Source organism: Comamonas terrae (assembly GCF_001544075.1).
Lineage (GTDB): Bacteria > Pseudomonadota > Gammaproteobacteria > Burkholderiales > Burkholderiaceae_C > Comamonas > Comamonas terrae.
In genome coordinates this window covers 84,945-103,760 of sequence record NZ_BCNT01000012.1, presented here as the reverse complement: position 1 = coordinate 103,760, position 18,816 = coordinate 84,945, and the positions used below count along the sequence as shown (strand labels likewise).

Below are 18,816 nucleotides of genomic sequence, written 5' to 3'. Positions count from 1 at the left end.
GAGAACGACCATGACAAGCAACACCCCCTACAAACTCCAGGCGCTGGACATCCACAAGCGCTATGGGCAAAACGAAGTGCTCAAGGGCGTTTCGCTGAACGCCTGCGCCGGCGACGTGATCAGCATCATCGGTAGCTCGGGCTCGGGCAAGAGCACCTTTTTGCGCTGCATCAACCTGCTGGAGCAGCCGCAGCAGGGCCGCGTCATCGTGGCCGGCGAGGAGCTGCAGCTGCGCCCCGGGCGCGACGGCGCACTGCAGGCAGCCGACCAGCGCCAGCTGCAGCGCCTGCGCTCGCGCCTGGCGATGGTGTTCCAGCACTTCAACCTGTGGGCCCACATGACGGTGCTGCAGAACATCATCGAGGTGCCGGTGCATGTGCTGGGCCTGCCGCGCGACGAGGCCGTGGCGCGGGCGCGCAAGTACCTGCAGCTGGTGGGCCTGGAGGGCCGCGAGGACACCTACCCCGGCCATATGAGCGGCGGCCAGCAGCAGCGCGTGGCCATCGCCCGCGCGCTGGCGGTGGAGCCCGAGGTGATGCTGTTCGACGAGCCGACCAGCGCGCTGGACCCCGAGCTCGTCGGCGAGGTGCTGCGCGTGATGCAGGTGCTGGCGCAGCAGGGGCGCACCATGCTGGTGGTGACCCACGAGATGGGCTTTGCCCGCGAGGTGTCCAACCACGTGATCTTCCTGCACCAGGGCCTGATCGAGGAACAGGGCCATCCGCGCGAGGTGCTGTCCAACCCCAGGAGCGAGCGGCTGGCACGCTTTCTGTCGGGCAATCTCAAATAAAAAACATAGCAGCCAGCGCCTGCCAGGCAATATTTTCAGATCAATTGAGGATTTAAGTCCTTTCCTGGCAAGCGCAGCCCGCTACTTTTTTTGAAGCCCTCGGGCAGTGCTACCAGCGCACGCCATCGAAGCGCTGCACCAGGAAGTCCAGCAAAGCGCGCACGGCAGGCGCCAGATGCCGGCGCGAGGGATACAGCGCATACACGGTGAGCCGGGGCGGCTCCCAGTCGGGCAGCAGCACCTCCAGCACCCCCTCCTGCACCAGCGGCCGCACCAGATAGGTGGGCTGCAGCGCAATGCCGGCGCCGGCCCGGGCTGCGGCCATGAGCACCACCGCATCGTTGGCCGTGAAGCGCGTGGGCACGCTCACCCGCTGCTCTCCGGCCTGCGCGTGGGTGAAGCGCCATTCGCTGCGCCCGAAATTCGCATGCCCCAAGCAGCAGTGGCCGGCCAGCTGCGCAGGCTGAGCGGGCCGGCCCGCGGCATCCAGATAGGACGGCGCCGCCACCAGCACCGAGTCGCAGACCGCCAGTGGCCGCGCGATCAGCGCCGGATCGGGGTCTGCGCTGATGCGTATGGCCAGGTCGATGCGCTCGGCCACCAGGTTCACCGCCCCCTCGCTCACATGCAGGTCCACCTTGAGCTGCGGATGCAGCGCCAGGAAGTCGCCCAGCGCCGCGGCCAGCTGCGCATAGCCGAAGGACATGCTGCAGGTCAGCCGCAGCTGGCCACGCAGCGCGGTGCCCGACGGCGCCGTTTCCTCCTCCACCTCCTGCGCAAGCGCCAGCATCTGCAGGCAGCGGCGCAGGCACTGCTCGCCTGCGTCGGTCAGCGTCACGCTGCGCGTGGTGCGCTGCAGCAACCGCGCCCCCAGCCACTGCTCCATCTCGGCCACATAGCGCGTGACCATGGCGCGCGACATCTCCAGCCTGTCGCTGGTCGCGGTAAAGCTGCCGGTCTGGGCCACATCGGCAAAGACACGCATGGCGGTGAGTCGATCCATTCAATTTGCTCGATATAAGAAACAATAAAGCGCATTTTTACCGGTTTATCTGGACCGTTTTAAGAAATAAAGTCCTGCCTGTCGATTCACCAACCCATCAGGATTCTTCTCATGACGCTACGCCCCGCCCTGCTTGCCGCCACCCTGGCCCTGGCCTTCGGCTTTGCCCACGCCGCCGAGCCGCTGCAGCTTAAGGTCTACAGCGCCGATGCCAACAGCTTCAATGTCAGCTCCGTGCTCATCAGCGGCGACAAGGAAGCCGTGGTCGTCGATGCCGGCTTCACGCGCGCCGACGCCTACCGCATCGCGGCCAATGTGCTCGACAGCGGCAAGACGCTGACGACCATCCTCGTGAGCAACGCCGACCCCGACTACTACTTCGGCACCGAGACGCTCCAGGCCCTGTTCCCGCAGGCCAAGGTGCAGGCCACGCCGGCCGTGCGCGAGAAAATCCAGTCCACCATGGCCGGCAAGCTGGCCTTCTGGGGGCCCAAGATGGGCGTGAATGCGCCCGCCAAGCCCGTGCTGCCCGAAGCGCTGGCCGGCAACACCCTCACCGTGGACGGCCAGGCCATCGAGGTGCGCGGCACCACCGGCCCCCTGGCCCGCCGCCCCTATGTCTGGGTGCCTTCGCTGCATGCCATCGTGGGCAATGTGGCCGTGGCCGGCAACATGCATGTGTGGACGGCCGACACGCAGACGCCCGCCGAGCGCCAGGCCTGGATTGCCCAGCTCGACGAGATGAAGGCCCTCAAGCCGCAGGTGGTGGTGCCCGGCCACATGAAGCCCGGCACGGCACTGGACGCGCAGGCCATAGACTTCACGCGCGGCTACCTGGTCCAGTTCGAATCCGCGCTGCAGCAGTCCAAAGACAGCGCAGGCGTCATCCAGGCCATGCGCGCCGCCTACCCCGAGCTCGGCGAGAGCGCTTCGCTGGAGCTGGGCGCCAAGGTCAACAAGGGCGAGATGCGCTGGTAAGCGCGTTTTCACTCACCGGACGCCGGAACCTTTGCGCCGGCCGGCGATCCAACCTTATGCCGCTGGAGATGGTTTGCGGCGGCAGGAGGTAGCAGCCATGAAACATATGAAACATTGGCAGGATCCGCTCAATGCCTTGCTTGGCGCCTGGTTGGCCCTGTCACCCTGGGTCCTGGGTTTTCAGGATCAGATGGCGCCCACGGTCAGCGGTGTGGTCGTGGGCCTGGCCCTGATTGCGGCAGCGCTTGGTGCGATCTTCATGCCCCGGGCATGGGAGGAGTGGACCGAGGGCGTGCTGGGGCTGTGGATGGTGGTGTCGCCCTGGGTGCTGGGCTTTAGCATGCACATGGATGCCATGCGCAACGCCGTGGTTTCGGGCATCGTGGTCATGGTGCTGGCCTTGTGGGTGCTGTTCACCGACAAGGACTACAGCCTCATGCGGCACGACCGCACGGCGCATTGATGCAGCGCATCGCTCATGAAAAAAACCGCCTTCGGGCGGTTTTTTTCATTGTGGGGCCCATGGCCGCCCTTCGGGACGCGCGCAGGGCCTGCGCCGGGGATCAGACCACCACGGGCTCGGGCTCCAGCCGGATGCCGAAGCGTTCGTAGACGCTGGTCTGTATGGCCTTGGCCAGCGTCATCACCTCTCCGCCCGTCACGCTGCCGTCGACGCTGTGGCGGTTGCCGCGGTTGACCAGCACCAGGGCCTGGCGGTCGTAGACGCCGGCACGGCCCATGCTCTTGCCCTTCCAGCCGCAGGCATCGATCATCCAGCCCGCGGCCAGCTTGATGGAGCCGTCGTCCATCGGGTAGTGGACGATCTTGGGATCGCGCGCGATGATGTCCGCGCACTGCTCGGGCGTCACCGTCGGGTTCTTGAAGAAGCTGCCCGCGTTGCCGATCACCTCGGGATCGGGCAGCTTGGCGCGGCGGATCTCGCAGACCCAGTCGAAGATCTGCCGGGCCGTGGGGTGCTCCACGCCTTTTTCGGCCTGCTTGCGCTGCAGGTCCAGATAGCCGAGGTCGGGCTTCCAGGCCTTGGGCAGGGCCAGGCGCACGCGCGTGATGACGGCGCGTCCCTTGAGGCCCAGGCCGCGCGGCGCGGAGCCCTGCACCGGCCAGTACTTGGGCTGGGCCGGCGCATGCTTGAAGACCGAGTCGCGGTAGCCGAAAGCGCATTGCGCCGCGTCCAGCGTGAACTGCTCGCCGGTGGCAAGGTCCACGGCGTCCAGCGACTCGAAGCGGTCCTGCAGCTCCAGGCCGTAGGCGCCGATGTTCTGCACGGGCGCCGCGCCCACGGTGCCGGGGATCAGCGCCATGTTCTCCAGGCCCGCATAGCCCCGGGACAGGGTCCAGGCCACCATGTCGTGCCAGCGCTCGCCGGCGCCGGCCTCCACGATCCAGTGCCTGTCGGTCTCCTGCGCGAGGCGCATGCCCATGATTTCCATCTTGAGCACCACGGGCGCCACGTCCCCGGTCAGCACCACATTGCTGCCGCCGCCCAGCACGAACACCGGCTGGCGGCCCCAGAGCGGATCGGCCAGGAAATGGCGGATATCGTCCTCACCGCGCACGCGCACCAGGGTTTCGGCGCGCGCGGCAATGCCAAAGGTGTTGCAATGCTGCAGGGGAACATTTTTCTCGACTAACATCGACCCGATTGTCGCATTGCCCCTGCCGCACCGCTGGCAGCGCGCGCATCTCCGCAGCCTGCACTGCGATACCTTCAGAACCCATAGCCAGGAAAAACACACATGCCTTCTTTTGACACCGTTTGCGAAGCCGATTTCGTCGAAGTGAAGAACGCCGTGGAAAACACGGCCAAGGAAATCGGTACCCGTTTCGACTTCAAGGGCACCTCGGCCGCCATCGAGCTCAAGGACAAGGAAATCACGCTGTTCGGCGATGCCGAATTCCAGCTGCAGCAGGTCGAGGACATCCTGCGCAACAAGCTGACCAAGCGCAATGTGGACGTGCGCTTCCTGGACATCCAGAAGGCGCAGAAGATCGGCGGCGACAAGCTCAAGCAGACCGTCAAGGTCAGGAACGGCATCGAGTCCGAGCTGGCCAAGAAGATCCAGAAGCTCATCAAGGACAGCAAGCTCAAGGTGCAGGCCGCCATCCAGGGCGAAAGCGTGCGCGTGACCGGCGCCAAGCGCGACGATCTGCAGGCCGCCATGGCCCTGATCCGCAAGGACCTGGCCGACCACCCCCTGTCCTTCAACAACTTTCGCGATTGACGTGCAGCGCTCCCTGCGCAGCTGCGCCGGCCTGCTGCTGGCGGCGGCGATGGCAAGCCTCCAGCCCCTGGCGGCGCATGCCCAGTCCGTCGCGCTCAGCGGCGTGCTGGGCAGCAAGGCCTTGCTGGTCATCGACGGCCAGTCGCCCAGGGCCCTGGGCGCCGGCGACAGCGCCCAGGGCGTGCGCGTGCTGCAGGTGGCCGGCGATTCGGCCGTCGTCGACATCAGGGGCCAGCGCCAGACGCTGCGCCTGGGCGAGGCGCCGGTCAGCATCGGCAGCCGCGGCGCCAGTTCGGGCAACGAGGCGCGCGGCCGCCGCGTGGTGCTCAAGGCCGACAGCCGCGGCCACTTCATCGAGAGCGGGCTGATCAACGGCAAGACCATGCAGTACATGGTGGACACGGGCGCCAGCGCGGTCGCCATAGGACGCGCGGATGCCGAGCGCATGGGCCTGCCCTACCGGCAGGGCACGCCCGTGATGATGCGCACCGCCAACGGCGATGCCCAGGGCTGGCGGCTGCGCCTGGACAGCGTGCGCATAGGCGACGTGGAGGTCTACGGCGTGGACGCCGTGGTGGCCCCCCTGCCCATGCCCTATGTGCTGCTGGGCAACAGCCTGCTGACGCAGTTCCACATGACGCGCCAGGGCACCGAGATGGTGCTCGAAAAGCGCTGATCCGCGCCTCTGCCATGAACCCTCTTCTGCACGAGGACGAGCCCTATGAGGACCTGCTGGGCCTGTGGTCGGACCTGGAGGCCGCGCTGTCGCTGCTGCTGTCTCAGCCGCAGCGCATCGCAGGCTTTGCAGGCAAGCTCCAGCAGCTGGACCGCTGGCTGCAGGACCTGATCGCGCACGATACCGATGCGGCCCTGTACCTGATGTTCCAGCGGGCCGCGTCCTCCACCGTGGGCTACAGCGCCTCGCACGCGCTGGTGTGTGCCAGCCTGTGCCATGTGCTGGCCCAGGCGCTGCGGCTGGACCGTGGCGAGCGCCAGATCCTGGTGCTGGCCGCGCTGACCATGAACATCGGCATGAACGCGCTGCAGGATCTGCTGGCCGAGCAGCGCGAGCCTCTGTCCAGCACGCAGGCACAGGCCGTGCAGCAGCATCCCCGGGACAGCCGCGCGCTGCTGCAGCAGCTGCATGTCACCGACGCGCTGTGGCTGGCGGTGGTCGAGCACCACCACGCGCCCCAACCCTCAGCACCCCTTGCATCGCTGGCGCCGCAGCAGCGGCTGGTGCGCATCCTGGGCACGGTGGACCGCTACGCGGCGCTGATCAGCCCGCGCAAGACCCGCGCCGGCCGCAGCGCCGCCGAATCGCTGCAGATCCTGCGCCAGCACGGCCAGCCCACGGACGAGGTGCAGCAGGCCCTGACCGAGGTGACCGGCCTGTACCCGCCCGGCACCTATGTGCAGCTCGACAGCGGCGACATCGCCGTGGTGCTGCGCCGCGGCCCCCGGCCCGACGAGCCGCAGATGGCCAGCGTCATAGACCGCGACGGGCGCAGCCTCTATCCGCCCGTCATGCACCTGGACACGCACCTCCATGGCCGCCGTCCCAAGGTGCAGTCGGCGCTGGCACGCTCGGCCATCACGCTGGAACTCGATCCGCGCGCCATGGCCCAGCTGGGCGTGCATTGCGCCCGCAGCAGCCAGTCGCTGTACCGCATGGTGAAAGTTCCAGGCTCCCCCTGAGCCGCTGCGCGGCTTCCCCCGGGGCGACGTGCAACGGGACCACGGGCTTTGCCGGGGCCGCCCAGGCCCGTGCCGCCGTCCCTCGCTGGGGCTGCGCCGGTTTTCAGCGCAGTGCGCTCCCTCTCAAGCTGCCGCCCACAGCCCGGCATGGTGGCCGCGCGTGAAAGCTTCCTCCAGCACCGAGTAGCCCGCCCAGTCCGAATGCGCAAAACTCAGGCGCGCCGTGGCCGGCAGCGGCAGGGGGCTGATGCGCTCTCCATTCAATAGCTGCTTGCGCCCGCCGGTATGGGCGCTCAGGGCAATTTGACTCAGAACCTGTTGATCGCCAGGCCGCGGAATCGCCATCGCATGGCCATAGCGCGTGATTTCCATGCGCGTGGCCTGCAGCAGCAGATCGGGATGCGGCAGGCTCAGGCTGCGCACGATGCGTTCGCGCCAGAACCCGAAAGGCTGCTGCAGCAGCTGCCGGCGCCCGTCGGCCCAGTCGCCCAGCGCCTGGTAGTAGCTCAGCACCGTGGGCGCACGGGTGATGCGGTCCAGGCGCTGGTTGCCCGCATCCACATAGCCCAGTCCGCCCTCGTTGCCGTCCTGGTAGATCACATTGTCCCAGGCGGGCTCGGCGCCGGGGCGGTCGGCCAGCGGGCCGCGCACATGGATGTTGGCCACCAGCCAGGGCGCCCAGTCCAGGCTCCGCGCCACGGTCTGCAGGAACTGCGGCGCATCGCGCACCACGCGCGCGGCGACAAAGGTCGGCAGGGCCACCACGCATTTGCCGGCCAGCCAGCGCTCGTGCCGGCCGCGCCCGTGGTGCCAGGTATCGATCTGCACGCCGTGGCGGTCCTCGGCAATCGCCAGCACGCTGCAATCGGCGACCTGCTGCGTGCTCGCCAGGCGCGCCGCCAGTTGCTGCGACAGCCAGCCATTGCCCTGGGGCCAGGTCAGCACCTGGTCGCCGCCATCAGCCGGCGCATCGCGCTCGCCCGCGGGGCGCGGCGCCACAAAGCCATGGCGGCTCGCGAAATAGTGCACGCCGGCCCAGGCCGAGACGCGCGCCAGCCCGGCGCCGAAGTCGTCGCGGCAGCAGTAATCGAGATACCAGAGCAGGCGCTCGTCATCCAGGCCCTGCCGCGCCAGCCATTGGTCGAAGCGCTGCGCATCCAGCTGCGCATGGGATGGTGGCAGGCGGCCCATGCGCGCCCAGACACGGATGGACGGCATGGCAAAGCGTGCCTGCCGCGCCGCATCGGCCACCAGGCGCTCGAAGCGTTCATACTGCGCCAGCGTCTGCGGGCCCACGCCCTGCACGGGCAGCAGTCCCTCGTGCCAGCCGCCCTGCCAGTACAGCCGCTCCTGCGGGCTGTGGCACAGGTGGCGTTCGTCGTACTGCCAGCGGCCCGCCACGCGCCGGCGCAGGCCCAGCTCCTCCAGCCAGTCCTGCACCTCGCCGGCATCGTCGCCGGGCACGGGCAGGTAATGCGCGCCCAGCGGGCAATCCACGCCCCCCACCCGGCCGCCCTGGCTGTTGCCGCCCATGGCGTTCTGCGTGTCGATCAGGGCCGCGCCCTGCACGCCGGCCAGCTCCAGCGCGCGGGCCGCCGCCAGGCCCGCCATGCCGCCGCCGGCAATGACCACGGGCGCGCGGTGCACGGCGGCCGGCGGCGGCAGCGCAATGCCCTGCTCCAGCCGCTGCCACAACGGCCGCAGGCTGTGGCCGCGCTCCAGCGCCACGCCGGTAAAGCCACCGGGCAAATCATGCCCATCGGCCAGCGCGGCGTCATCGGGGGTGCAGCCCGCCAGCGCGCCCGCAGCGCCCGCAACACCGCAAGCCGCAGCCCGCAGCCAGCCGCGGCGGGTGATGCTCGGCGCGCTCAATGCTCCACCTTGCCCCATTCGCGCTCGTAGGTCGTTACCAGCACCTGGTTGGACAGGCGGTTGACCTCGGCCGGCAGCCGCGCCATGTCGAGCGGAAAATCGAACATCAGCCGCATGCCGGGCAGGCTCAGAAAGCGCAGGCCCGGCGGCAGCGTGGCGGGCTCGCGCCAGGGCCGGTGGCTGGCGATCACAAAGCCCCATTCGCCAAAGCTGGGCACATGCACGTGGTAGGGCGTGGCCAGCAGCCCTGCCGATTCAATGGTCTGCACCACGATCCAGAAGCTCTGGCGCGCGATCAGCGGTGACGTGGTCTGGACCACGGCATAACCGCTGGCGGCCAGGCGCTTGTCCAGCAGCGCATAGAAGCTGTTGGTGAACAGCTTGCCGATGGCGAAGTTCGTCGGATCGGGAAAGTCCACGATGATGGCGTCAAACGTGCCGCTCTCTTGCTGCAGCCACTGGAAGGCATCGGTGTTGACGATGTGCACGCGCGGATCGCGCAGCGCATCCTGGTTGAGCGCGCGCATCATGGCGTTGTCCCTGAACAGCCCCGTCATGGCCGGGTCCAGCTCCACCAGCGTGACCGATTCCACCGTGGCGTATTTGAGCACCTCGCGCACCGCCATGCCGTCGCCGCCGCCCAGCACGGCAACTCTCCTGGGCGCGCCGTGCGCGGCCATCACCGGATGCACCAGCGCCTCGTGGTAGCGGTACTCGTCGCTTTGCGCGAATTGCAGATTGCCGTTGAGGTACAGGCGCGCGCCCTGGCGCCCCTGGGTGACCACGATGCGCTGGTACGGCGTGGCACTGCTCATCACGATGCGGTCCTGGTAGAAATGGTCGTCGGCCAGCCGCGTCAGGTGGTCGGCCCCTGCAATGCCGCCGCCCAGCACAGCCAGCACGGCGGCGCAGCCCAGCGCATGGGCGTGCAGGCGGCGCAGCTCGTGGCGGAACAGCACCAGCGCCCACACGGCCACGGCAGCGTTCATGAAGCCGAAAAGCAGGCCCGTGCGCACCAGCCCCAGCTTGGGCACCAGCACGATGGGAAAGGCCAGCGACACGGCCAGCGCGCCCAGATAGTCGAAGGTCAGCACCTGCGAGACCAGGTCCTTGAGCGAGGCGTTGCGCTTCAGGATGCGCATGACCAGCGGGATCTCCAGCCCCACCAGCGTGCCCACCAGCAGCACCATGCCGTACAGCAGCGGGCGAAAGGCCCCCGGCACATAGGCATTGGCCAGGAACAGCACGGCCGGCAGCGCGCCGCCGATCAGCGCCACCATCAGCTCCACGCGCAGGAAGTGCGCGGGTAGCTGGTATTCGAAATAGCGCGACAGCCACGAGCCTATGCCCATGGCAAACAGATAGGTGCCGATGATGGTGGAAAACTGCAGCACCGAGTCGCCCAGCAGATAGGACGCCAGCGCTCCCGCAGCCAGCTCGTAGAGCAGGCCGCAGGCCGCGATCACGAACACGCTGGCCAGCAGCGCCACATCGATGGGCCGCGGCCCCGCCGCCTTCACATTCGTCAAACCACCCTCAACTTTCAGATAACTGCCGCAAAAAAGCGGCAGGGCACACGCCAGAGACACCGAGCAAGAGCCGCCTCGCAGCGAAGGTGTCGTCCCCCTTTCAGGGGGAAGCGGCAAAGCCGCTCAGGGGGTATCAATGTATTGCCGCCGCCACAATGATGCTGATGCCCAGGCACATGGCCGCCACCACCATGGCCAGCGCCTTGTTGTGCTTCTCGACGATCTCGGCCCACATGTCCACGGGCGTGATCTTGTCGATGATGATGAAGCACAGCCAGAACACCGCGACGCCGACCAGCGCGTAGAGGATGGAGCCGAAAAATGCCTGAGGGTTGAACCAGTCGAAGCGCATGTGCTTTCTCCTTGTTGGAAACGTTCTTTGCTTTACTTGTGGCTGCCGCCCGAGGTGTAGCCACCATAGGAGCCGCTGCTGGAGCGGCTGTAGCTGCAGTTGGGATCGATGCGCGGATCGCAGCTGGCGCGCACGATGCAGCCGCGGATGGCGAACAGCACGAGCAGCAGTATCACCAGGCATAGCACAATGCCGCCGATGCTGAAGCGGCTGCCCGAGAGCAGGCCGGCATCGGAGCGGTCCCTGAGCCGGTCCACGCCGAAGGCCGCGGCCAGGGTCTGCGCCGAGATGCGCTGGCCGTGCGTCCAGGTGGTCTCGCGCTGCGCCGTTTCCTGCGCCAGCGTGGCCTGCTTGCCTTCGTTTACATAGTCCACATTGCTGCTTTTCTGGCCCTTGAACACTGGCCAGTAGAACTCGCCTTCGGCATACACGGTCTCGGCCATGTAGGCGGACTCGCGGCGGTACTTGCGCTGCATGTAGGTCGCCGTGGCGCCGCTCTTGGCCACCTTGGGCACGCCGCCGATCACGCGCGCCGTGCTCCAGCCGTCCTCGGAATCGACGATGAAGGTAAAGCCCGCCTTGCGGTTGTAGAGCAGGTATTCGTCCCACTCGAAGGTTTCGTCATCGTCCTCTTCGCCGAGTTCGCGGCCCGAGCGGCGCTGAAAGCCCACCACCTGCCACTCCAGCCCCTCGAGCCTGCCGGTCTTGCCCAGCGCGATGGCAGGCTTGATCCTTCTGCGCTGCTCGGAAAAGCCCAGCTCCCCGCCCAGGCCGCGCGACATGTCGATCAGGCTGCCGCAGCTCGGGCAGCTGATGGCCTTGGTACCGTCGAAGCGCACCGGCACCACGGCAGCGCAGTGGGGACAGTTGAAATGCCGGCCCTCTTCCTTCTTGAGCGCTGCCGTATCGCGCAGGCCCTGCATCTTCAGCGCCTCGAGCTGCACCGCAGCGCCCAGCGTGAAGGCCGGTGCCTTGCCGCTGAAGTCGGCCGACAGCACCTGGCCCTGGTCGCTGCGCAGCTCCACCAGCCAGAAGTCCCGGCCCGGCTGCGGCAGCTGCGCCAGCTGACCCTGCGCGGCCACCAGCTGCACGTTCTGCACGCTGGTGACGGTAAAGCGCAGCTCGCCCGCCTGGCCGGCCCGCAGCTCGCGCCCCATGCGCCATTCGCGCGGGACAAAGGCCGTGACGTTCCAGCCCGGCGGCGTCCAGTCGAAGGTGAAGACGAAATGGCCGTTGTCCTCGCTCAGATAGCCGAGCTCGCCCGTGCCCAGTTCGGCCGTCCATTCGGACCAGGAACCTGCCTTGCTCCTGTACTGGGCGCGGCCCACCAGCGTGAACGGCTCGGGCTTGCCATTGCGCTGCACCATGCCCGAGGCGCCCAGCGCCAGCGGGCTGTAGTCCTCGAACACCTCGGCCATGCTGCCCACACGCTGCAGCACATCGCCGCTGCGCGCCACCGTGCTGCGGCAGAAATCGCAGACTGCAAAGCCGGCCTGCGCGCTGGTAAAGCGCACCGGTGCGCCGCAGCCAGGACAGGGAGCGACGTATTCGCGCTGCGAAGGGCTGGAAGTCATGGGCAAGTGCTATGCAATCATGAGCGCCTGGCGCCCGCTATTCATCAACCCCGAGGGTATTTCGCTTGAAATGGAGGCAAGGTGCGCGGCTGGCGCTTCGATTCCGATAGCGCCTGCCGCAGCCGCGTCAGTGGCGCTTGCCTGCGCCGCTTTCCGCCGCCTTGGCGGCATCGGCCTTTTTCTGGCCGAGCTTGGACTCCTTGCCGGCCATCAGGCGCTGGATGTTCTCGCGGTGGCGCCAGATCAGCAGCATGGCCATGATCACGATGGCGGCGGTGATCGGCGTCTCGGCATCCCAGACCATGCCGCTGCACAGCACGTAGTACAGCGGCGCGAACACCGAGGCCACCAGCGCGGCCAGCGAGGAGTAGCGGAAGAACACAGCGATGATCAGCCAGGTCAGCGCCGTGGCCAGCCCCAGCCAGCCGCTGATGCCCAGCAGCACGCCCAGCGCCGTGGCCACGCCCTTGCCGCCCTTGAAGTTGAAGAAAACCGGATACAGGTGGCCCAGGAATGCGGCCAGCGCCACCAGGGCCACCGTGCCCTCGGCAAGGCCGAAGGCCGGGCCGAACCACTGGACCAGCACCACGGGCAGCCAGCCCTTGGCGGCGTCCAGCAGCAGCGTCACGGCCGCGGCCGCCTTGCTGCCCGAGCGCAGCACATTGGTGGCGCCGGGATTGCCGCTGCCGTAGGTGCGCGGGTCGTTCAACCCCATGACGCGGCTCACGATGACGGCAAACGACAGCGATCCGATCAGATAGGCCGCCGCCACGGCGATCAGGGAATACAGGGCGTTCAATTGGAATCCTTGGGGAAAATGGGCCGGTTGATGGAGCGAGGGATGGCTCGGCTTGCAGGCCAGCTATTCTGCCAGCGCGCAGTGCACCGGCCGGGCTCCCAGCAGCTGCGTACAAACCTGGGGATCCAGCTGCACCAGAAAGCCGCGCCGCCCGCCGTTGATGGCGATGCGCGGCAGCGCCAGGATGCTTTCCTCGATATAGACCGGCATCTCGCGCCGCGTGCCGAACGGCGAGGTGCCGCCCACCAGGTAGCCGCTGTGGCGGTTGGCCACCTCGGGCTTGCAGGGCTCGACGCTCTTGGCGCCGATCTGGCGCGCCAGGTTCTTAGTCGAGACCTTGCGGTCGCCGTGCATGAGCACGATCAGCGGCCTGGCATCCTGGTCCTGCATGACCAGGGTCTTGACCACCATGTGCTCGGCCAGCCCCAGCTGGCGCGCAGACTCCGCGGTGCCGCCGTGCTCCACATAGTCGTAGGGATGCTCGGTGAACTCCACCTTGTGGGCCTTGAGCATCTGCGTGGCCGGTGTCTCGCTCACATGGGCGTTCTTGTCTTTTTTTGCCATGATTCAGTATGGATAGCTGCCACCGCCCGACAGGCAGGCGGCGGCAGCCGATTTGACCACAGGTGGCCCATCGCGCCTCACACCGCGGGGTCGCGCACTTCCCAGCGGATGGCATCGATCGCGGCCCGCAGTTCGGGCGCCAGCTGCATGCCCCAGGCGTCGAGGTCCTCGTCCAGCTGCGCCACCGAGGTCACGCCGATGATGGTGCTGGCCACCTGCCACTGGGTATAGCAAAAGGCCAGGGCCATCTGCACGGGCGTGAGGCCGTGCTCGCGCGCCAGCCGGTTGTAGCGGCGCGCGGCGGCCAGCGCCTCGGGCCGGCCCCAGCGCTGGCGGCGCACGGATTCGTAGCGCGCGATGCGCGCCTGCTGCGGCGCACCGGGCTCGGCGGGCGCATGCTGGTCGAACTTGCCGGTCAGCAGGCCGAAGGCCAGCGGCGAATAGGCCAGCAGCGACACGCCCAGGCGGTGGCAGGTCTCGTCCAGCGCGTTTTCATAGCTGCGGTTGACCAGGCAGTAAGGGTTCTGCGTGCTTACCACGCGCGGCAGGCCGTGCTGCTCGGCCAAGCGCACGAACTCATGCACGCCGTAAGGCGTTTCGTTGGACAGGCCGATGTGGCGCACCTTGCCCTGCTCCACCAGCCTGGCCAGTGCCTGCAGCTGTTCGTGGATGGGCGTCTGGCTACGCTCCTGCCGCGGGTCGTAGTACAGCGCCCCGAAGGCGGGCACATGGCGCTCGGGCCAGTGGATCTGGTAGAGGTCGATCACCTCGGTCTGCAGGCGCTTCAGGCTTCCCTCGCAGGAAGCGACGATGTCGGCCGCCGTCATGCCCTGCCCGGCGCGCACCCAGGGCATGCCGCGCGAAGGGCCGGCCACCTTGCTGGCCAGCGTCACTTTCTGGCGTGCGCCGGGGCGGCTGGCGAACCAGCGGCCGATGATGGTTTCCGTAGCGCCGCAGGTGGCTTCGCGCGCGGGCACCGAATACATCTCGGCCGTGTCGAAGAAGTCCACGCCGCGCTCGAGCGCGCGGTCCATGATGCGGAAGGCCTCGGCCTCGTCGACCTGCTCGCCGAAGGTCATGGTGCCCAGGCAGATGGGGCTCACGCGCAGGTCGCTGTGCCCCAGGGCAACGGGGGTCATGGGAATTGCGGAGGTATTGGCAGTCATGGGATGCGAGTTTATGCGCTGGCCGGCGTGCCAGGCAGCGGGGGCCGCCGCTGTCTCCGGCAGGACGGCCGCGCGGCAGGGCCCCGCAATAATCGGGGCCAGACGGAATTTCCTGCAGCCAGACCATGACCTCCGACACCCAGCCCTACCAGCCCCGCCGCGCCTGCCGCTCCGAGATGCTGCCCGTGCGCGGCATGCAATACCACCTGCGCCGCTGGCAGCCTGCGCAGCCCGACCCCGAGCTGCCCCTGCTGGTGCTGGCCCATGGCTGGATGGACGTGGCGGCCTCCTGGCAGTTCGTGGTGGACGCCTTCAGCCAGGCCTTTGCCCAGGGGCGCACCATCGTGGCCCACGACTGGCGGGGCTTTGGCCTCAGCCGCCCGGCCGCCCCCTGCGACAGCTATTACTTCACCGACTACCTGGCCGACCTGGACATGCTGCTGGAGCAGCTCTCGCCCGGGCGCGCCGTCGATCTGGTGGGCCACAGCATGGGCGGCAATGTCTCGAGCTGGTATGCAGGCGCCCGGCCCGGACGCATCCGCCGCTTCGTGAATCTCGAGGGCTTCGGCATGCCCGACGTGCCGGCCGAACGCACGCCCAGGCGGCTGGCGCAATGGATGGACGAGCTGCGCACCCAGCGCGAGGGCGGCATGGGCCTGGCGCCCTATGCCGGCGTGGAGGCCGTGGCCGACCGCCTGCAAAAGACCAACCGCCGCCTGCCGCGCGACAAGGCGCTGTGGCTGGCCCACCACTGGGCAGCACCAGACCGGGCCGACGGCCTCTGGCGCATCCTGGGCGACGCCTCGCACAAGATCGTCAACCCCTATATCTACCGCGCGGACGAGGCCACGGCCTGCCTGCGTGCCATCACCGCGCCCATGCTGGCCGTGGAGGCCAGCGACGACAGCCTGGGCCAGTGGTACAAGGGCCGCTATACGCTGGAGCAGTACCACGAGCGCATGCAGCTGGTACCGCAATGCCGCATCGCCGTGGTGCAGGATGCCGGCCACATGCTGCACCACGACCAGCCCCGGGCCGTGGCGCAGCTGATCGAGGAATTTCTCGGCGCGCCTTGAGGCACCCGCATGGCAGACTGCCTCACTGCGGCATCAGCTTCAGGCTGTGCACCCAGCGGCCGGGCTCCATACGCAGCGGGCGGTAGCGGCCTTCGGCCCATTCGTCGCGCATGTCGGCATAGCGCGGCGAAAAGGCCAGCCCGCTCTGCCCGGTCTGGTAGATGAAGCGCGAGGACTCCAGGTCCGCCAGATCGTAGATGGCGCGCAGCGAAGGCGCATGCCGGTTCACGAACGGGCCCTTGGCATCGCCAGGCAGGTACTGGCCCACGTTCACGGTGTAGCTGTCGCCGCTGGATGCCACGCGGACATCGAACACGGGCGCCAGCAGCGCCGCGCCGCCGAACGGCCGGTGGGCGCTGAGCGCCGGGTGCGCCCGCCCCCAGCGCCAGCGGCCCATGTCGGGGCCGTACAGGGCCTGCAACCGCTCCAGCGTGCGGGTGAGGGCGGCGGCCGCCTGCTGCGCGCAGCTCATGGGCGCGCACCACCAGGCATCGTTGCGCGCCAGAATGCCTTCGATGCCCGCGCGGTAGTCGCGCTTGCCGTAGGTCATGGCAAAGCGCTGTTCGCCGATGCGCGGAATGACGATGCCGCGCGTGAGCTCGTCGGCCCAGACCGCGAAGATCAGCGGCTCGGCGCGGTTCTTGTCCATGTGCCCGTCAAAGCCTTCCAGCAGGGCCAGCGCCTGCGGCGCCAGTGCATGGCGGCTCGGTACGTCGCGCACGGCAGACAGCAGCCCGGGCAGCAGAGCCCGCGTCGCCAGCGACTGCACATCGTTCTGTATGGCGGCCATGCTGTCCGCGTCATGCCGGTCGCCGGCCGACAGCAGCTGCTCTATGCGCTGGTGGCGGTACGGCAGGCTCCAGTCCTGGGTCAGGAAATGCGCATAGCCCGGCGCCGTCACGCGCTGGTTGGCCGTGGCCACGAAGCCCCGCGCCGAGCCGTCGTCCTGCGGCGTCTGCTCGTAGGCCAGCCAGCCCTGCCAGTCGTAGCGCGCATCCCAGCCCGGCGCGGGCGCCACGCCGCGCAGATCGTTGTCGGCGGCGCGCACCGGCACCTTGCCCGCGGCCTTGAAGCCGATATGGCCCTGCACGTCGGCCGCCACGATGCTCTGCATGGGCGAGTGGTAGATGGAGAAGGCCTCGAACAGCTCCTGCACCGTGCGTGCGCCGTTGGCCTTGAAGCCGGCCTCCACCGTGCGATTGTCGGTGTCCAGCGCCGCCCAGCGCAGGGCCAGCGCATACCTGCGCGTATCGATGACCTGGGCGTACTGGGCCTGCGCATCGCTGATCACCGGGCCGTGGCGCGTGCTGCGCAGCGTGAGCTTCACGTCCGGCTGGCCCTTGACCTTGAAGATCTCCTCGCGCTCCACGAATCTTTCCCAGCCGCCCGGCGTGCGGTAGCGGCCGGCGTCGCCGGGGTCGATCTGCTCCAGGTACAGGTCCTGCACATCGGGGTTGGTATTCGTAAAGCCCCAGGCCACTTCCCGGGTGCGGCCCAGCACCACGAACGGCATGCCGGGCAAGGTGGCGCCGGCCACGTCGAGCGCGGCCAGCTCCGTGCCGTCCGCGGCCTTGCCGCCGGGCGCCTGCAGGTGCGCGAAATACCAGATGGCCGGCGCGCTCAGGCCCAGGTGCGGGTCGTTGGCCAGCAAGGGCTTGCCGCTGCTGGTGCGGCTGCCGGCAACCACCCAGTTGTTGCTGCCCTTGCCGTCGTTCGTGCCCATGTCCTGCACTGCGGCGGCAGCCCATTGCGCCAGCGCCGTCCGGACGGCGGCGGCCGGCGGCGCCGGCCAGGCCTGCGCCGTTTTCCCAGGCACGGCCTCGCGGTAGACGCCCAGGCCCCGGTACAGCGCCGCCAGGTCGGTGGCGGTGGCCGGCGCCTCGCCCGGGTAGGCCGGCATCAGCTGCCACAGCTGCTCGGTGCTGAGCACCTGCAGCAGATTGAGGCGCGCGAACTCGTTGCCCCAGTTGCCACCCAGGTCCAGCGCCATCATCAGTGCCCAGCCCACGCAATCCTCGGGCTCCCAGGCCGAGCCGTGGCCGCCGCCCGGCCTGGTGCCCAGCAGCGCGAACTCCGGCGCCACGGCCTGGCTGCGCCCCGCGTAGAAAGCGGCGATGCCTTCGCTGTATGCGCCCAGCGCCTCCTGCACCGAAGCCGGCAGCGCATGGTATTGGCGCCGTGCCGCAGCGTGGATGTCGAGCGTGCGCATGAGCTTGTCCAGCTCCAGCGTGGCCGGCCCCAGGATCTCGGACAGGCGCCCCTGCATCAGCCGCCGGTTGAACTCCAGCTGCCAGCCGCGCTCCTGTGCATGGACAAAGCCCAGCGTGCGCCAGGCATCCTGCGGACTGGCCGCCCGGACATGCGTGACATCGGCCGCATCGCGCCGTACCCAGGCCTGATCGTGCAGTCCCATCAGGATCTGCTGCCCGTCGAGCTGGGGCTGCGCACTGATGCCATAGACCGCCGCCACACTGCCCGCCAGCAGGGCCAGGCCCACGGCCGCGGCCGATGCGTTGAGCCCCCGCCGCAGCCAGCGCCCCTGTTGTTTGCTCCTGCCGTCTCCCATGGCCCTGTCCTTTGCTTGTTGTCTGCCATCCCGCCTGCGGCGAATGCGCAGTTCTAGCACAGCGCCGCGGCCGCTGGCTCGCATGCCGTGGCCGGTGCGCGACAATGCCCACCCGGCGCGGCCATGCGGCTGCAACGATCAGGAACAGGGCTGGCGCCGGCAGTGCCGCGCCAGCCGCAAGGAATTGACGAGGTATTGATTCATGTGGCCGTTCAGTCTGCTCAAGAAACTCAGCCAGGATCCGCCTGTGGGCCGGACCCGCGGCGACTACATAGGCTGCTATCTGCTGGGCACGCGCACGCCGGGGCACAAGGGCGAGGACGATGCCGTCAGCTATATCTCGCTGGCCACCACGCGCGATGCCCTGGCGCATGACGCGCAGGAATACCTGCAGGATTTTCTGCACCGCCATCCGCAGCTGGATGCCGCCGAGCGCGAAGCCATCGAGTCGCTGCTGGCCGAATGGGACGAGCGCGTGGACGCCCATCTGGCCGCGGGCGCCCGGCAGCCGCTGGCCGTGCAGGGTGGTACCGAGCTGTTCCTGCGCACCGGCATGCGCGCGCGCAAGAAGGAAAAAGGCGTCTATCTGGAATAGCCGGCAATGGG

At 68.4% G+C, this 18,816-nt stretch carries 18 protein-coding genes; 8 read left to right on the top strand and 10 right to left on the bottom strand.

Features of this window, described 5'->3' with window-relative positions:
• Nucleotides 1-10 precede the first annotated feature (10 nt).
• Nucleotides 11-790 carry an ABC transporter ATP-binding protein gene (locus tag Cte04_RS16180; RefSeq protein ID WP_066480495.1) on the top strand — a complete coding sequence of 260 codons (780 nt, stop codon included), beginning with the start codon at nt 11-13 and terminating at the stop codon, nt 788-790.
• Between the two features lie 109 nt (nt 791-899).
• Here the strand turns inward: Cte04_RS16180 and Cte04_RS16175 are convergent, their stop codons facing one another.
• Nucleotides 900-1,793 carry a LysR family transcriptional regulator gene (locus Cte04_RS16175; RefSeq protein WP_066480494.1) on the bottom strand — a complete coding sequence of 298 codons (894 nt, stop codon included), beginning with the start codon at nt 1,791-1,793 and terminating at the stop codon, nt 900-902.
• Between the two features lie 111 nt (nt 1,794-1,904).
• Here Cte04_RS16175 and Cte04_RS16170 point away from each other — a divergent pair, with 111 nt between their 5' ends.
• Together Cte04_RS16170 and Cte04_RS16165 are read left to right on the top strand one after the other, a co-directional pair.
• Nucleotides 1,905-2,771, top strand: coding sequence for an MBL fold metallo-hydrolase (locus Cte04_RS16170; RefSeq protein ID WP_066480492.1), 867 nt, complete (start codon nt 1,905-1,907; stop codon nt 2,769-2,771).
• A 97-nt stretch (nt 2,772-2,868) separates the two neighbouring features.
• On the top strand, nt 2,869-3,234 hold the full coding sequence (locus tag Cte04_RS16165) for an SPW repeat protein (protein WP_066480491.1): 366 nt from the start codon (nt 2,869-2,871) through the stop codon (nt 3,232-3,234).
• A gap of 100 nt (nt 3,235-3,334) precedes the next feature.
• Here Cte04_RS16165 and murB read toward each other — a convergent pair whose 3' ends face one another.
• The gene (gene murB, locus Cte04_RS16160; protein WP_066480488.1) at nt 3,335-4,426 is read right to left on the bottom strand and encodes a UDP-N-acetylmuramate dehydrogenase; all 1,092 of its coding nucleotides are present in this window, start codon (nt 4,424-4,426) and stop codon (nt 3,335-3,337) included.
• A gap of 102 nt (nt 4,427-4,528) precedes the next feature.
• Here murB and Cte04_RS16155 point away from each other — a divergent pair, with 102 nt between their 5' ends.
• Genes Cte04_RS16155 through Cte04_RS16145 form a run of 3 tightly spaced genes read left to right on the top strand, consistent with a single transcriptional unit; the run spans nt 4,529 to nt 6,712 of the window.
• A complete protein-coding gene (locus Cte04_RS16155; RefSeq protein ID WP_066480481.1) occupies nt 4,529-5,014 on the top strand; it encodes a YajQ family cyclic di-GMP-binding protein in 486 nt (161 codons plus the stop codon).
• A gap of 49 nt (nt 5,015-5,063) precedes the next feature.
• Entirely contained in the window at nt 5,064-5,690 is a 627-nt protein-coding gene (locus Cte04_RS16150) for a retropepsin-like aspartic protease family protein (RefSeq protein ID WP_066480570.1), read from the top strand.
• Nucleotides 5,691-5,704: 14 nt separating this feature from the next.
• Nucleotides 5,705-6,712 carry an HD-GYP domain-containing protein gene (locus tag Cte04_RS16145; RefSeq protein WP_066480478.1) on the top strand — a complete coding sequence of 336 codons (1,008 nt, stop codon included), beginning with the start codon at nt 5,705-5,707 and terminating at the stop codon, nt 6,710-6,712.
• A gap of 123 nt (nt 6,713-6,835) precedes the next feature.
• Here the strand turns inward: Cte04_RS16145 and Cte04_RS16140 are convergent, their stop codons facing one another.
• The 7 genes from Cte04_RS16140 to Cte04_RS16110 all read right to left on the bottom strand — a co-directional run bounded on the left by Cte04_RS16140 (nt 6,836) and on the right by Cte04_RS16110 (nt 14,541).
• On the bottom strand, nt 6,836-8,602 hold the full coding sequence (locus Cte04_RS16140) for an NAD(P)-binding protein (protein WP_066480471.1): 1,767 nt from the start codon (nt 8,600-8,602) through the stop codon (nt 6,836-6,838).
• Entirely contained in the window at nt 8,581-10,113 is a 1,533-nt protein-coding gene (locus tag Cte04_RS16135; protein WP_157082065.1) for a polyamine aminopropyltransferase, read from the bottom strand. The genes Cte04_RS16140 and Cte04_RS16135 overlap by 22 nt, the downstream gene beginning before the upstream one ends.
• Nucleotides 10,114-10,246: 133 nt before the next feature.
• Nucleotides 10,247-10,465: a DUF350 domain-containing protein gene (locus Cte04_RS16130; RefSeq protein WP_066480469.1), complete on the bottom strand. Its 219-nt coding sequence runs from the start codon at nt 10,463-10,465 to the stop codon at nt 10,247-10,249.
• 32 nt (nt 10,466-10,497) lie between these two features.
• Nucleotides 10,498-12,039, bottom strand: coding sequence for a DUF4178 domain-containing protein (locus Cte04_RS16125; protein ID WP_066480468.1), 1,542 nt, complete (start codon nt 12,037-12,039; stop codon nt 10,498-10,500).
• Between the two features lie 127 nt (nt 12,040-12,166).
• Nucleotides 12,167-12,838, bottom strand: a complete 672-nt coding sequence (gene plsY / locus Cte04_RS16120) for a glycerol-3-phosphate 1-O-acyltransferase PlsY (protein ID WP_066480467.1) — start codon at nt 12,836-12,838, stop codon at nt 12,167-12,169.
• Nucleotides 12,839-12,901: 63 nt separating this feature from the next.
• Complete coding sequence (gene ybaK, locus Cte04_RS16115; protein ID WP_066480465.1) at nt 12,902-13,402, bottom strand: Cys-tRNA(Pro) deacylase; 501 nt, start codon at nt 13,400-13,402, stop codon at nt 12,902-12,904.
• 77 nt (nt 13,403-13,479) lie between these two features.
• Nucleotides 13,480-14,541, bottom strand: coding sequence for an aldo/keto reductase (locus tag Cte04_RS16110; RefSeq protein ID WP_066480463.1), 1,062 nt, complete (start codon nt 14,539-14,541; stop codon nt 13,480-13,482).
• A 152-nt stretch (nt 14,542-14,693) separates the two neighbouring features.
• On the opposite strand from Cte04_RS16110, the gene Cte04_RS16105 reads away from it, so the two are divergent.
• A complete protein-coding gene (locus Cte04_RS16105) occupies nt 14,694-15,644 on the top strand; it encodes an alpha/beta fold hydrolase (RefSeq protein WP_066480460.1) in 951 nt (316 codons plus the stop codon).
• A gap of 22 nt (nt 15,645-15,666) precedes the next feature.
• On the opposite strand, the gene Cte04_RS16100 is transcribed toward Cte04_RS16105, so the two are convergent.
• Nucleotides 15,667-18,210 (bottom strand): penicillin acylase family protein, encoded by a 2,544-nt coding sequence (locus Cte04_RS16100; protein ID WP_066480456.1) that lies wholly within the window; start codon nt 18,208-18,210, stop codon nt 15,667-15,669.
• Nucleotides 18,211-18,412: 202 nt separating this feature from the next.
• Here Cte04_RS16100 and Cte04_RS16095 point away from each other — a divergent pair, with 202 nt between their 5' ends.
• Entirely contained in the window at nt 18,413-18,805 is a 393-nt protein-coding gene (locus tag Cte04_RS16095) for a hypothetical protein (protein WP_066480448.1), read from the top strand.
• Nucleotides 18,806-18,816 lie beyond the last annotated feature (11 nt).